Below are 14,743 nucleotides of genomic sequence, written 5' to 3'. Positions count from 1 at the left end.
GTTTGCTCAGTCGATGTCACACCGTTGATCACACCACCGCTGATCACGACACCGACTGATCACGACGAACGGAGCCGGGCCCCATGGGCGAGCAGCAGCACGTGAAGTTCCCGCAAGAGGTCATCGACGAGTACGCCGCGCTCGGCGTCGACCTGCCGGCCCTGTTCTCCGCCGGGCACCTCGGGACGCGCATGGGCGTCGAGATCGTGGAGGCGTCCGCGGAGCGGGTCGTGGGGACCATGCCGGTGGAGGGGAACACCCAGCCGTACGGGCTGCTGCACGGCGGCGCCTCCGCGGTGCTCGCCGAGACGCTCGGATCGGTGGGTTCGATGCTGCACGCCGGCAGCTCCAAGATCGCGGTCGGCGTCGACCTCAACTGCACCCACCACCGCGGCGTGCGCGCCGGCCTCGTCACCGGCGTGGCCACGCCCCTGCACCAGGGCCGCTCGACGGCGACGTACGAGATCGTGATCAGTGACGAGGCGGGGCGGCGGGTGTGCAGCGCGCGGCTGACGTGTCTGCTGCGGGACGTGAACCCGGGCGACGGGGAGCACCTCCGGACGGCAGCGGGCTGACGCCGACGCCGCTTCTCCTTGCCCCGACAACCACGCCAACTCCCTCACAGCGCACGCCCCTTATGAACAACGCTCGTACACCTTCCCACCGTTGAACCCGGGCGCCCGGCGGCATACCGTCGAGGCATGACGTCGGGAGGAGCCCCCGGGATGGGCGGAGCGCTCGGACTCGCCCTGCCGACCGCCGGGCATGGGGACGCGGGCGCCCGGAGGGACGCGACCGGACCCCGGACCGGCGCCGAGTCGCCCCCCTCCGCCCCCTCCCCGGCGGCGACTCCCACCCGACCACCGGTCGACGGGCCTGCCCAATGGGCAGTACGAGATCCATACCGAAACGGCGAGCCGGCCGGAGGGCCATGGCCCGAGTGACGAAATCCCGGATTCTACTTTCGTGCCCCATACACGAAAAGGGCGGCGGAACGCCGAAAACCCTTTCCCGGCTGTAACTCTGCGTAATACAACTGCAATACAGGCCCAGAGATCTCCCGCCGCGAGCACCCTTCCCGCAAGTCCACAGACGCCCCCGGGTAACCTTCGACAACGCCCGAGGTAATCACCAAAACCAGTGAACACTCGTGAAAGAGCTACGCGCGAACCCTGCGAGTTCTCACTATGTGGACAGGGCGAATCGGCCGGAAATCCTCTCTTCCCCCCACCGAGTACCGCTCTGTGTTACCCCGTGTCATAACAAGAGCGTCACAGCCTTGGTCAGAGCCTCCTCCATGTTCCCTTCACCCGCTTAGAGTCACCGCCAGTCACCGAGCCACCGGATTCGAAGTCACTTCGGCCCAGCGCTCGACTCGGCGCGCTCCATGGGGGGCCCGCCGTGCCAGGGAAAGGACCTGATTCGTGCGTCAACGTTCGATCATCGCCATAACCGCCGCGCTCGCGGCGGGATCGCTGACACTCACGGCTTGTGGGTCGCGTGACGAGGGCGGCAACAGCAGCAACGGCGACAAGACCACTGTGGTGATCGGCGTCGACGCTCCGCTGACCGGCGACCTGTCCGCGCTCGGCCTCGGCATCAAGAACTCCGCCGACCTGGCCGCCAAGACGGCCAACAAGAAGGAGTACGTCAAGGGCGTCGAGTTCAAGATCGAGGCCCTCGACGACCAGGCGCAGCCCTCCGTCGGCCAGCAGAACGCCCAGAAGTTCATCAGCAACAAGGACGTCCTCGGCGTCGTCGGCCCGCTGAACTCCAGCGTCTCGCAGCAGATGCAGAAGCCGTTCAACGACGCCGGCCTGACCCAGGTCTCCCCGGCCAACACCGGTACGGAGCTGACCCAGGGCGACGGCTGGAAGACCGGCGACTCGGTCCGCCAGTTCAAGACCTTCTTCCGTACGGCCACCACGGACGAGATCCAGGGTGCCTTCGCGGCCGACTACCTCTACAACCAGGCCAAGATCAAGAAGGTCTACCTGATCGACGACCAGAAGACCTACGGCGCGGGCCTCGCCGCGTCCTTCAAGACGAACTTCACCAAGTTCGGCGGCCAGATCGTCGGCAGCGACCACATCAACCCCGACGACCGCGACTTCAACGCCGTCGTCGCCAAGATCAAGAAGACCGGCGCCGAAGCCCTCTACTACGGCGGCGAGTACCCGGCGGCCGCCCCGCTGAGCCAGCAGCTCAAGGACAGCGGCCAGAACATCCCGCTCATGGGCGGCGACGGCATCTACTCCGCCGAGTTCCCGAAGCTGAACAAGAAGGCCAACGGCGACCTCGCCACCTCCGTGGGCAAGCCGGTCGAGCAGCTCGACTCCGCCAAGACCTTCATCAAGGACTACGAGGCGGCCGGCTACGAGGACGACTACGAGGCCTACGGCGGCCTCACCTACGACGCCACCTGGGCCATCATCGAGGCCGTCAAGCTGGCGGTCGAGGGCAACAACGGCGAAGTCCCGTCCGACGGCCGCAAGGCGGTCCTGGACGCCATGGCCAAGGTCAAGTTCGACGGCGTCACCGGCACCATCTCCTTCGACGAGTTCGGTGACACCACCAACCACACGATGACCGCGTACAAGGTCAAGGACAACGCGTGGGCGCCCGAGTTCAGCGGCGAACCCAAGCTGGGCTAGCAGAGGACGAGTAGAGAACACTCCCCCATCACACATTGATCCAGGCCGCGCGGGAGCACCCATCAGCGCTCCCGCGCGGCGCCATATCCGAACCACTCCACGGAGGCCCTGCGGTGAACGAACTGCCGCAACAGCTGGCCAATGGACTCATCCTCGGCGCGATGTACGGACTCATCGCGATCGGCTACACGATGGTCTACGGCATCGTCCAGCTCATCAACTTCGCCCACGGCGAGATATTCATGGTCGGGGGCTTCGGGGCCCTCACCGTCTGGTTGGTACTCCCCGAAGGCTTCGCCCTCGGCGCCGCGATCCCCCTCATGATCCTCGCCGGCGTCATCGTCTCGGTCGCCGTCGCCACCGCGGCGGAACGCTTCGCCTACCGGCCCCTGCGCACGGCGCCACGCCTGGCACCCCTCATCACCGCCATCGGCCTGTCCATCGTCCTCCAGCAGGCCGTGTGGATGTGGTACCCGGACGCGAAGAAGGACCAAACCTTCCCGCAGTTCGAAGGCGGCCCCATCGACATCCTGGGCGCCAACGTCCAGCGCGGCGACCTCTTCGTCCTGATCGCCGCCCCGCTGTGCATGCTCGCCCTCGGCCTCTTCGTCACCAAGACGCGCTCCGGCCGCGGCATGCAGGCCACCGCCCAGGACCCCGACACGGCCAAGCTGATGGGCATCAACACCGACCGCATCATCGTCATGGCCTTCGCCATCGGTGCCGCGTTCGCCGCCATCGCCGCGGTCGCCTACGGCCTGAAGAACGGCCAGGTCGGCTTCCAAATGGGCTTCCTGATGGGCCTCAAGGCCTTCACCGCCGCTGTACTCGGCGGCATCGGCAACATCTACGGCGCCATGCTCGGCGGCATCGTCCTCGGCGTGGCCGAGTCCCTCGCCACCGGCTACATCGGCGACATCCCCGGGATGGACCTCTTCGGCGGCGGCGCCTGGAAGGACGTATGGGCGTTCGCCCTCCTCATCCTCGTCCTCCTGTTCAGGCCACAGGGCCTGCTCGGCGAACGCGTCGCGGATCGGGCGTGATACCCATGACCACCGAGATCCCCATGGACAAGACCACCGACACCACGAAGGTGTCCACCGCACAGGCCACGCCGATCGTCCCGCTGCCGCACGCCGCGGCACGCGCGCTGACCGTCGCCGGCTCCGCCCTCGCCCTCATAGGCACCTTCCTCGCCTGGACCTGGACCAGGGAGTTCCCGGGCAACCTGACCGTCACCGGCTACCCGGGCGGCCTTCAGGTCCTCACTCTCGTCGGCTCCGCACTGACCCTGCTGTTCACCCTCTCCGGCTACGGCATCCGCGGCCTCGGCTGGCTCACTCCCGGCGGCAAGAACAGCCCCGTCCTGCTCGCCGCCCTCGGCGTGTTCGGCACCACGGGCTACGCCATGGGCGCGATCAGCCAGGAACTCGGCGGCCTCGTCAACCTGGAGCCCGGCGCCTGGGTCTCCGGCATCGGCGCCCTCGTCGCCCTGATCGGCGCCCTCGGCCTCCCGGTCGACCAGCCCTATGGCGCCGAGGACCCGAACCCCAACCTCTGGGGCCGGATCCGCCACTCCCTCACCGCCCCCGAACCCGGCCGCGCCAAGGAACTGCCCTCCTGGGCGGAAATCCTGATCATCGCCGCGGGCTTCGGCGTCGGCCTGTACGTGTTCGCGTTCGGCATCGGCACCGAGTACTCCGAGCTGTTCATCGGCTTCCTGATCATCGCGGCGTTCGGCTTCACCGCCGTCACCCGCGCGGGACTCCTCAAGCGCCTGTCGGCCCTCACCGCCAAGCACCGCAACGTCGCCATGGCGGCGGCGTTCGTCGCGGCGATCTGCTTCCCCTTCACCCAGACCAATGACCAGTTCGCGCTCATCGGCGCCAACATCCTGATCTTCGCCACGGTCGCCCTGGGCCTCAACGTCGTCGTCGGCCTCGCCGGCCTCCTCGACCTCGGATACGTCGCCTTCCTCGGCGTCGGCGCCTACGCCGCCGCCCTGGTCTCCGGCTCCCCCCAGTCGAGCATCGGCGTCCACTTCCCCTTCTGGGCAGCCGTCCTCACCGGCGCCGCCGCCTCACTGATCTTCGGCGTGGTGATCGGCGCTCCGACCCTGCGACTGCGCGGCGACTACCTCGCCATCGTGACGCTCGGCTTCGGTGAGATCTTCCGCATCACCATGAACAACCTCAACGGCAACAGCGGACCGGACGTCACCAACGGCGCCAACGGCATCCCGAACATCCCCGACCTGGAGATCTTCGGGTTCAACCTGGGCCTGCCGCACAACGTCCTCGGCCACGAGCTCACCCGCTCCGGCAACTACTACCTGCTGATGCTGCTGTTCACGGCGATCGTCGTCATGGTCTTCCGCCGCTCGGCGGAGTCCCGCATCGGCCGTGCCTGGGTCGCCATCCGCGAGGACGAGACCGCCGCCACCGCCATGGGCATCAACGGCTTCCGCCTCAAGCTCCTCGCCTTCGCCCTCGGCGCCTCCCTCGCCGGCCTGGCCGGCACCGTCCAGGCGCACGTGTCCTACAGCGTCACCCCCGAGCAGTACGAGTTCGCCGGCCCCGTGCCGCCGAACTCGGCCTTCCTGCTCGCCGCCGTCATCCTCGGCGGCATGGGCACCATCAGCGGCCCGCTGATCGGCGCCGCGCTGCTCTACCTCATCCCGGCCAAGCTCCAGTTCATGGCGGAGTACCAGCTGCTCCTCTTCGGCGTCGCGCTGATGCTGCTGATGCGCTTCCGCCCCGAGGGCCTGGTCGCCGACCGCAGGAAGCAGCTCGAATTCCACGAGACCGGACAGCTCGACGTACCGGAGGACAAGTCGCTGCCCGACGGCGCGACCGGCGTCGCCAAGGCAGGGGCGTGACGGCCATGACCACCACCACGACCGCACCCACCAGCACGACCGTGCTCGACGCCAGCGGCGTCACGATGCGCTTCGGCGGCCTGACCGCCGTACGCGACGTGAACCTCACCGTGAACACCGGCGAGATCGTCGGCCTCATCGGCCCCAACGGCGCCGGCAAGACGACCTTCTTCAACTGCCTCACCGGCCTGTACGTGCCGACCGAGGGCAAGGTCGCCTACAAGGGCACCGTTCTGCCGCCCAAGCCGCACCTGGTCACCCAGGCCGGCATCGCCCGCACCTTCCAGAACATCCGACTCTTCGCCAACATGACCGTTCTGGAAAACGTCCTGGTCGGACGGCACACCCGGACCAAGGAGGGCCTCTGGTCGGCCCTCCTGCGCCTGCCCGGCTTCAAGAAGGCCGAGGATGCCTCCCGCGCCCGGGCCATGGAACTCCTGGAGTTCACCGGCCTCGCCGCCAAGGCCGACCACCTCGCCCGCAACCTGCCCTACGGCGAACAGCGCAAGCTGGAGATCGCCCGGGCCCTGGCGAGCGAGCCCGGTCTGCTCCTCCTCGACGAGCCCACCGCCGGCATGAACCCGCAGGAGACCCGGGCGGCCGAGGAACTCATCTTCGCCATCCGGGACAAGGGCATCGCCGTCCTCGTCATCGAGCACGACATCCGGTTCATCATGAACCTCTGCGACCGGGTCGCCGTGCTCGTCCAGGGCGAGAAGATCGTCGAGGGCCCCGCCGACGTCGTCCAGTCCGACGAACGCGTCATCGCCGCCTACCTCGGCACGCCCTTCGAGGGGGCGCCGGGCGAGGCGGAGGCCGCCGAAGTCGAGGCTGCGGAGGCCGAGGCGCAGAGCACCACGGAAGGGGACGACAAGTGACCGCACTGCTCGAGGTCGAGGACCTCAGGGTCGCTTACGGCAAGATCGAGGCCGTCAAGGGCATCTCGTTCAAGGTGAACGCGGGCGAGGTCGTCACCCTCATCGGCACCAACGGCGCCGGCAAGACCACCACCCTGCGCACCCTGTCCGGCCTCCTCCAGCCCGTGTCCGGCGACATCAGGTTCGACGGAAAGTCGCTGAAGAAGATCCCCGCCCACAAGGTCGTCTCACTGGGACTCGCCCACTCCCCCGAGGGGCGGCACATCTTCCCCCGCATGACGATCGAGGACAACCTCCGACTCGGCGCGTTCCTGCGCAACGACAAGGAAGCCATCGAGAAGGACATCCAGCGCGCCTACGACCTCTTCCCCATCCTCGGGGAGCGCAGGAAGCAGGCCGCGGGCACCCTCTCCGGCGGCGAGCAGCAAATGCTCGCCATGGGGCGGGCGCTGATGTCCCGCCCGAAACTGCTCATGCTCGACGAGCCCAGCATGGGCCTCTCCCCGATCATGATGCAGAAGATCATGGCGACCATCCAGGAGCTCAAGTCCCAGGGCACCACCATCCTGCTCATCGAGCAGAACGCCCAGGCCGCGCTCTCCCTCGCCGACCACGGCCATGTCATGGAGGTCGGCAAGATCGTCCTCTCCGGATCCGGCCAGGACCTCCTGCACGACGAGTCCGTGCGGAAGGCATACCTGGGCGAGGACTGATCGACCGCCCATGCGGTCACACGCATACGGCGAGGCCCGCGTCCCCTGATGAGGGGGCGCGGGCCTCGTTCGTATGCGCGTATGCGCTGCTGAGGCGGGTCAGCCCTTCGCGGCCTTCTTCTCGTCGGCATCCTGGATGACGGCCTCGGCGACCTGCTGCATCGACATCCGGCGGTCCATGGAGGTCTTCTGGATCCAGCGGAACGCGGCGGGCTCCGTCAACCCGTACTCGGTCTGCAGGATGGACTTCGCCCGGTCCACCAGCTTCCGCGTCTCCAGGCGCAGAGTGAGGTCGGCGACCTCCTTCTCCAGCTCCTTCAGCTCCGTGAAGCGGGACACGGCCATCTCGATCGCCGGCACGACGTCGCTCTTGCTGAACGGCTTCACCAGGTACGCCATGGCACCGGCATCCCGGGCCCGCTCGACCAGGTCACGCTGCGAGAACGCGGTCAGCATCAGCACCGGGGCGATGCTCTCCTCGGCGATCTTCTCGGCCGCGGAGATGCCGTCCAGCTTCGGCATCTTCACATCGAGGATGACGAGGTCGGGCCGGTGCTCGCGGGCCAGTTCGACGGCCTCCTCACCGTCTCCGGCCTCACCGACGACGCTGTACCCCTCTTCTTCGAGCATCTCTTTGAGATCGAGCCGGATCAGTGCCTCGTCCTCGGCGATGACGACACGGGTCGTCAGCGGAGGCACGTGCGACTTGTCGTCGTCGGGCGCGTCTACGGGCTGGGGCGACTCGGGGGCGGTCACGGGGGCTCCTCGTTCAGGGGCAGGGGTGCTGCTGACAAGAGCCTACCTAGCTGCGGTAAGGTGGGGCACGGCGGGTAACCACCAACCTTCACATTGAAGGGGCCCCGGTAGCCCAGCGGAAGAGGCAATGGATTCAAAACCCATACAGCGTCGGTTCGAATCCGACTCGGGGCACTTTTCCTTGGTTTCCAAGGTCACTGCAAGAAAGCGGATGTCCACGTTCTCGTGAACATCCGCTTTTTGCTGCGTGTCGTCGCGATCACTCTCACAGGGTGTTCGTATGTACGACATCAGCACACGCAAGCAAGCACTGGCTCTAGTGGCACAGGGGCGCAGCCTCAACTCCGTCAGTAAAGAGATGGGCATCCCGGCACGCAATCACGTGTTGGCTTAGTCGACTTGAGCCTCTATCTCGAACTTCGCCCTGTAACCGATGCCAAGACACACCAGAGATCCCCGATGACCTTGCGGCGTACGCCTATCTACTGGGTCTCTACCTGGGCGACGGCTACATCATCTCCAAGCCGAGGCAGCACTATCTCATGATCACGTGCACGGCTTCCTGGCCCGGGCTCGTCGATGCTGCCGAGGACGCCATGCGCAAGGTCCTACCAGAGCCCAGTATCAGTCGTCTCCAGCGGGCAGGCTGCGTCGACGTAAAGTCCTACACCAAACACTGGGTCTGCCTGCTCCCCCAGCACGGTCCCGGCAAGAAGCACGAGCGCACCATCGCCCTCGAACCGTGGCAGCAGGAAATCGTCGACGCCCACCCTTGGGGGTTCATCCGCGGCCTCATCCACTCCGACGGCTGCCGCATCACCAACTGGACGACGCGCCTCGTAGCCGGTGAGCGCAAGCGCTACGAGTACCCGCGCTACTTCTTCACCAACAAGTCGGACGACATCAGGAAGCTCTTCACTAACGCCCTCGACAAGTTCGGGGTCCAGTGGACCACCCTCGCGCGCGGCAGCGACCCGTTCAACATCTCCATCGCCCGCAAAGCCTCCGTAGCCCTCATGGACGCCCACGTAGGCCCCAAGCACTGACCCCACACAGCAAAGGGCCCCTCCTCAAGAACTGAAGAGGGGCCCTGCGCCTGCTACTTCGGACTGTCGTCCTCCCCGATGTGATGCACCCGCACCATGTTCGTCGACCCCGACACCCCGGGGGGCGATCCGGCAGTGATGACGACCGTGTCGCCCTTCTTGCAGCGGCCGTACTTCAACAAGAGCTCATCCACCTGGTCGACCATCGCGTCCGTCGACTCCACATGCGGCCCCAGGAACGTCTCCACACCCCACGTCAGATTCAGCTGCGAGCGCGTCGCCGGTTCCGGAGTGAAGGCAAGCAGGGGGATCGGTGAGCGGTAGCGGGACAACCGCCGAGCGGTGTCGCCGGACTGGGTGAAGGCGACCAGGAAGCGGGCGCCGAGGAAGTCGCCGATCTCGGCTGCCGCGCGGGCCACCGCGCCGGCCTGGGTGCGGGGCTTGTTCCGCTCCGTCAGAGGCGGGAGACCCTTGGCCAGGATGTCCTCCTCGGCCGCCTCGACGATCTTCGCCATCGTGCGGACCGTCTCGATCGGGTACTTGCCGACGCTCGTCTCGCCGGACAGCATCACCGCGTCCGTGCCGTCGATCACCGCGTTCGCGACATCGCTCGCCTCGGCCCTCGTGGGGCGGGAGTTGTCGATCATCGAGTCGAGCATCTGGGTGGCGACGATGACCGGCTTGGCGTTGCGCTTGGCCAGCTTGATCGCGCGCTTCTGGACGATCGGGACCTGTTCCAGGGGCATTTCGACGCCGAGGTCTCCTCGCGCGACCATGATGCCGTCGAAGGCGGCGACGATGTCGTCGATCGCGTCGACGGCCTGCGGCTTCTCCACCTTGGCGATGACGGGAAGCCTACGGCCCTCTTCGTCCATGATCCTGTGCACGTCCGCGATGTCCCGGCCGGAGCGGACGAAGGACAGCGCGATGACGTCGAAGCCGGTGCGCAGGGCCCAGCGCAGGTCGGCCTCGTCCTTCTCCGACAGCGCGGGCACCGATACCGCGACGCCCGGGAGGTTCAGGCCCTTGTTGTCGGAGACCATGCCGCCCTCGACGACGCTGGTGTGGACGCGGGGGCCGTCGACCGAGGTGACCTCCAGGCAGACTTTGCCGTCGTCGACGAGGATGCGTTCGCCGGGGGTGACGTCGTCGGCCAGGCCGGAGTAGGTGGTGCCGCACTGTTGGCGGTCGCCCTCCGCGTCCTCCTCGACGGTGATGGTGAAGGTGTCTCCGCGTTCAAGGAGTACGGGTCCTTCGGTGAAGCGGCCGAGGCGGATCTTCGGGCCCTGAAGGTCGGCGAGGACGCCGACGCTGCGGCCGGTCTCGTCGGAGGCCTTCCGTACCCGTTCGTAGCGCTCCTCGTGATCGGCGTGGCTGCCGTGGCTGAGGTTGAATCGGGCGACGTCCATTCCGGCGTCGACCAGTGCCTTTATCTGGTCGTAGGAGTCGGTGGCGGGGCCCAGGGTGCAGACGATTTTCGCTCGGCGCATGTTTCGACTCTATGACTTACCGGTGGGTAGTGAATTGGCCGCGCATGACGACTCAACAACCTTTGCGTGAAGGGGTGTTGACAAGTGTTGAATTGCGCGGCCGGGTGCTCCGATGAGCGTTCGAAGAACCCCGGAAGGGCTGTTTCACGGAGGCTCTTTCACAAAAGAGGGCCATTTCACAGGCGCGGTGGCGCCATGGTGAAGCGTGCGTTGACCTCGGCGTGGACGTGCTGACGCTGGGGTTCGAGGTCGAGGGGGGCGGCGGTGGATTCCTCTTCGGTGGCGTAGGCCATGGAGCGCATGCGGCCGCCGCGGGCCTGCGGGTAGGGGGGCGGGGTGTTCTCCGCGCCGATGTCCGCGAGTTCCACCAGGGCGGCCAGCGAGGTCCCGAGGGCTTCTGCGTACTCCCGGGCTCGCTGTACGGCTTCCCGTACGGCCTGCTGTCGGGCCTCCCGGTGGGCCGGTGAGTCGGGGCGCAGGGCCCACCAGGGGCCGTCCACCCGGGTGAGGTCCAAGTCGGCCAGGCGCGTGGTGAGTTCACCGAGGGCGGTGAAGTCGGTGAGGTCGGCCGTGATGTGGACGCGGCCGTGGTAGGCGTGGATGCGCTCGCCGCGGCCCTTTTCCTTCAGCTCGGGGCTGATGGAGAAGGTGCCGGTCTCCAGTCGCTCGACCGCGTCGCCGTAGGTCTTGATCAGGTCGAGGACGCCGGTGTTGCGGCGGGTCAGGTCGTCCAGTGCGGCGCGGCGGTCCTTGCCGCGGGAGGCCACGGTGACGCCGATGCGGGCGATCTCGGGGTCGACTTCGAGGTGAGCCTCGCCGCGGACGGCGATGCGGGGGGCGTCGGGGGTGCCATAGGGGGCGGCGGGCTGAGGTTCCTCTGAAGGGGTGGTCATACGTCCCACTCTGTCATTGCTTGCTGGGTTACGGACCCGGTGAGTCATCAGATCGAAACCTGTGGGGTCTGTTGCTGCTCGCCATGACCAGGTCAGAATCTACGCGCGTTGTTGACCATTTTCGCCCGGGAGAAGCCCTCATGCCGTTGAACCGTCGGAAGTTTCTGACCAAGTCCGCCGTGACCGGAGCGGGGGTGGCGGTGGCCGGTGCGGTGGCCGCCCCGGCGGCGCAGGCCGCGGAGACGGCGAAGGGGTCCCGGCCGAAGAAGCGGTACGCGCTGACGGTGATGGGCACGACCGACCTGCACGGCAACATTTTCAACTGGGACTACTTCAAGGACGCGGAGTACGCGGACGCGCAGGGCAACGCCAAGGGCCTGGCGCGGGTCTCGACGCTGGTGAACCAGGTCCGTGCGGAGAAGGGCCGCCGTAACACGCTGCTCATCGACGCGGGCGACACCATCCAGGGCACCCCGCTGACGTACTACTACGCGAAGGTAGATCCGATCACCGCGAAGGGTGGTCCGGTCCACCCGATGGCGGCGGCGATGAACGCGATCGGGTACGACGCGGTGGCCCTCGGCAACCACGAGTTCAACTACGGCATCGAGACGCTGCGCAAGTTCGAGGACCAGTGCCACTTTCCGCTGCTGGGCGCGAACGCGCTGGACGCGAAGACGCTGAAGCCCGCTTTCCCGCCGTACTTCATCAAGAAGTTCTGTGTGCCGGGCGCCCCGCCAGTGAAGGTCGCGGTCCTCGGTCTGACCAATCCGGGCATCGCGATCTGGGACAAGGCGTACGTCGAGGGCAAGATGGTGTTCCCGGGTCTGGAGGAGCAGGCCGCGAAGTGGGTGCCGAAGCTGCGCTCGATGGGTGCGGACGTGGTGGTGGTGTCCGCGCACTCCGGTTCGTCGGGAACGTCGTCGTACGGTGACCAGTTGCCGTACATCGAGAACTCGGCGGCGCTGGTGGCCCAGCAGGTGCCGGGTATCGACGCGATCCTCGTCGGGCACGCGCACACGGAGATCGCGGAGCTGCTGGTCACGAACGAGAAGACGGGCAAGAAGGTCGTGCTGTCGGAGCCGCTGTGCTACGCGCAGCGGCTGACCCTGTTCGACTTCGAGCTGGTCTTCGACAAGGGCCGCTGGACGGTCGAGTCGGTGAAGGCGACGGTGCGTGACTCGAAGACGGTCGCCGACGACCCGAAGATCACCAAGCTGCTGAAGGACGACCACGACATCGTGGTGGAGTACGTCAACCAGGTGGTCGGCACGGCCACGGAGAAGCTGACGACGGTCGAGGCGCGTTACAAGGACGCCCCGATCATCGACCTGATCACCAAGGTCCAGGAGGATGTCGTCAAGGCGGCGCTGGCGGGCACGGAGCACGCGGCGCTGCCCGTCATCTCGCAGGCCTCCCCCTTCTCCCGTACCTCGGAGATCCCGGCCGGCGACGTGACCATCCGGGATCTGTCGAGCCTGTACGTCTACGACAACACGCTGGTCGCCAAGCTGATGACGGGCGCGCAGATCAAGGCGTACCTGGAGTACTCGGCGCAGTACTTCGTGCAGACCGCCGCCGACGCGGCCGTCGACGTGGACAAGCTGACGAACGCGGGCAACCGCCCCGACTACAACTACGACTATGTGTCGGGGCTGTCGTACGAGATCGACATCGCGCAGGCGGCGGGGTCGCGGATCAAGAACCTGGCCTACAACGGTGCCGCGCTGGACGACGCGCAGCGGTTCGTGTTCGCGGTGAACAACTACCGGGCCAACGGCGGCGGCGCGTTCCCGCATGTCGCGTCGGCTCAGGAGTTGTGGTCCGAGTCGACGGAGATCCGCACCCGGATCGCGGAGTGGGTGACCGCGAAGGGCGTACTGGACCCGAAGGACTTCGCGTCGGTGGACTGGAAGCTCACGCGGAACGGCACGCCGGTGTTCTAGGACCGGCGTCGTCCCGGTCAGGAGCCTCAGATCCCGTCCAGGAGCGGTGTCAGCGCGATCGGCTGACGCGCCCTCGGGATCCGGGGCTCCTGCTGTTCGAGGCCGAAGGTGGTGAACGCCGTACGGGTGGGCAGGGGGTAGGTCTCCTTGCCGGTGACGGAGTTGAGGATGCTGGCGCTGCGCAATGCCGCGAGGCCGAGGTCGGGGGTGCCGACGCCGTGGGTGTGGCGTTCGGCGTTCTGGACGTAGACGTTGCAGCCGGAGCCCGTGACGGACGGGTCCATGACCAGGCGGTACTGGTCGTCGATGCGTGGGCGCTCCTGGTTGTCGCGGCGCAGGTAGGGGTCGAGGCCGGCGAGGATGCGGCCCAGGGGGCGTTCGCGGTAGCCGGTGGCGAGGACGACCGCGTCGGTGGTCAGGCGTGAGCGGGTGTTCTGGTGGATGTGCTCCAGGTGCAGTTCGACCTTGGTCGTGGCGATCCGGCCGGCTGTGCGGACCTGGACGCCGGGGGTGAGGACGGTGTCGGGCCAGCCGCCGTCCAGGGTGCGGCGGTAGAGCTCGTCGTGGATGGCGGCCAGGGTGTCGGCGTCGATGCCTTTGTGGAGCTGCCACTGCGAGGCGACGAGCTTGTCGCGGACCGGTTCGGCCAGGGCCTGGAAGTAGCGGGTGTAGTCGGGGGTGAAGTGCTCCAGGCCGAGCTTGGAGTACTCCATGGGTGCGAAGGCCTCGGTACGGCCGAGCCAGTGCATCCGCTCGCGTCCGGCGGGGCGGCGGCGGAGCAGGTCGAGGAAGATCTCGGCGCCGGACTGTCCGGAGCCGATGACGGTGATGTGCTCGGCGGCGAGGAGCGTCTCGCGGTGGTCGAGGTAGTCGGCGGCGTGGATGACGGGGACGGCGGGCGCGTCGACGAGGGGCCTGAGCGGGTCGGGGACGTCCGGTTCGGTGCCGATGCCGAGGACGATGTTCTTCGCGTACGTACGGCCGACGGCCTGTGCGTCCCCGCCGGGGTCGAGCTGGGTGTAGTCGACCTCGAAGACATCGCGTTCGGGGTTGAAGCGGACCGCGTCGACCTGGTGGCCGAAGGACAGCCCGGGGAGGTTCTCGCAGACCCAGCGGCAGTAGGCGTCGTACTCGGCGCGCTGGATGTGGAAGCGCTCGGCGAAGTAGAAGGGGAAGAGCCGGTCGCGGGTCTTGAGGTAGCTGAGGAACGACCACGGGCTGGCGGGGTCGGCGAGCGTCACCAGGTCGGCGAGGAAGGGGACCTGGATGCGGGCGCCCTCGATAAGGAGCCCGGGATGCCAGGAGAAGGCGGGCCGCTGCTCATAGAAGACGGCGTCGAGTCCGGCGAGGGGCTGGGCCAGGGCGGCGAGGGAGAGGTTGAAGGGCCCGATGCCGATGCCGACGAGGTCGCGGGGGGTGTCGGGGTCGTGGGGCGAGGGTGAGGGGTTGGGTTGTGAACGGGTGACGTGAGCAGGGCTGAGGCGGGAGG

At 67.4% G+C, this 14,743-nt stretch carries 11 protein-coding genes, 1 tRNA gene and 1 pseudogene; 9 read left to right on the top strand and 4 right to left on the bottom strand.

What is annotated here, in order from left to right; all coding sequences use genetic code 11:
* The first annotated feature begins 83 nt into the window (after window positions 1-83).
* The 6 genes from ADK36_RS39135 to ADK36_RS39110 all read left to right on the top strand — a co-directional run bounded on the left by ADK36_RS39135 (window position 84) and on the right by ADK36_RS39110 (window position 7,123).
* On the top strand, window positions 84-575 hold the full coding sequence (locus ADK36_RS39135) for a hotdog fold thioesterase (RefSeq protein ID WP_048585760.1): 492 nt from the start codon (window positions 84-86) through the stop codon (window positions 573-575).
* An 849-nt stretch (window positions 576-1,424) separates the two neighbouring features.
* A complete protein-coding gene (locus ADK36_RS39130; protein WP_425315353.1) occupies window positions 1,425-2,654 on the top strand; it encodes a branched-chain amino acid ABC transporter substrate-binding protein in 1,230 nt (409 codons plus the stop codon).
* Window positions 2,655-2,767: 113 nt separating this feature from the next.
* Window positions 2,768-3,697, top strand: a complete 930-nt coding sequence (locus ADK36_RS39125) for a branched-chain amino acid ABC transporter permease (protein WP_048585761.1) — start codon at window positions 2,768-2,770, stop codon at window positions 3,695-3,697.
* Window positions 3,698-3,720: 23 nt separating this feature from the next.
* A complete protein-coding gene (locus ADK36_RS39120; RefSeq protein ID WP_048585773.1) occupies window positions 3,721-5,532 on the top strand; it encodes a branched-chain amino acid ABC transporter permease in 1,812 nt (603 codons plus the stop codon).
* Between the two features lie 5 nt (window positions 5,533-5,537).
* The gene (locus ADK36_RS39115; protein WP_048585762.1) at window positions 5,538-6,410 is read left to right on the top strand and encodes an ABC transporter ATP-binding protein; all 873 of its coding nucleotides are present in this window, start codon (window positions 5,538-5,540) and stop codon (window positions 6,408-6,410) included.
* Complete coding sequence (locus ADK36_RS39110; RefSeq protein WP_048585763.1) at window positions 6,407-7,123, top strand: ABC transporter ATP-binding protein; 717 nt, start codon at window positions 6,407-6,409, stop codon at window positions 7,121-7,123. Before ADK36_RS39115 ends, ADK36_RS39110 begins: the two co-directional genes overlap by 4 nt.
* Before the next feature lie 99 nt (window positions 7,124-7,222).
* Here the strand turns inward: ADK36_RS39110 and ADK36_RS39105 are convergent, their stop codons facing one another.
* Complete coding sequence (locus tag ADK36_RS39105) at window positions 7,223-7,879, bottom strand: ANTAR domain-containing response regulator (RefSeq protein WP_048585764.1); 657 nt, start codon at window positions 7,877-7,879, stop codon at window positions 7,223-7,225.
* A gap of 101 nt (window positions 7,880-7,980) precedes the next feature.
* Between ADK36_RS39105 and ADK36_RS39100 the strand changes: the two genes are divergently transcribed.
* Both ADK36_RS39100 and ADK36_RS39095 read left to right on the top strand, forming a co-directional pair.
* A tRNA-Leu gene (locus ADK36_RS39100) sits at window positions 7,981-8,053 on the top strand.
* A gap of 106 nt (window positions 8,054-8,159) precedes the next feature.
* Window positions 8,160-8,925: pseudogene (locus ADK36_RS39095) on the top strand (transcriptional regulator).
* 53 nt (window positions 8,926-8,978) lie between these two features.
* On the opposite strand, the gene pyk reads toward ADK36_RS39095, so the two are convergent.
* On the bottom strand, window positions 8,979-10,415 hold the full coding sequence (gene pyk, locus ADK36_RS39090; RefSeq protein ID WP_053200986.1) for a pyruvate kinase: 1,437 nt from the start codon (window positions 10,413-10,415) through the stop codon (window positions 8,979-8,981).
* Between the two features lie 176 nt (window positions 10,416-10,591).
* Window positions 10,592-11,308, bottom strand: coding sequence for an SIMPL domain-containing protein (locus tag ADK36_RS39085; protein ID WP_048585767.1), 717 nt, complete (start codon window positions 11,306-11,308; stop codon window positions 10,592-10,594).
* 140 nt (window positions 11,309-11,448) lie between these two features.
* Between ADK36_RS39085 and ADK36_RS39080 the strand changes: the two genes are divergently transcribed.
* Window positions 11,449-13,254 (top strand): bifunctional metallophosphatase/5'-nucleotidase, encoded by a 1,806-nt coding sequence (locus tag ADK36_RS39080; protein ID WP_048585768.1) that lies wholly within the window; start codon window positions 11,449-11,451, stop codon window positions 13,252-13,254.
* 26 nt (window positions 13,255-13,280) lie between these two features.
* On the opposite strand, the gene ADK36_RS39075 is transcribed toward ADK36_RS39080, so the two are convergent.
* Window positions 13,281-14,743, bottom strand: a 1,463-nt coding sequence (locus ADK36_RS39075) for a SidA/IucD/PvdA family monooxygenase (protein ID WP_053200984.1), incomplete at its 5' end; no start/stop codon positions are given.

Source organism: Streptomyces viridochromogenes (assembly GCF_001270495.1).
GTDB classification, from domain to species: Bacteria; Actinomycetota; Actinomycetes; order Streptomycetales; family Streptomycetaceae; genus Streptomyces; species Streptomyces viridochromogenes_A.
Note: the sequence above shows the minus strand (reverse complement) of the source record. Positions and strands in the feature narration are given on the sequence as shown.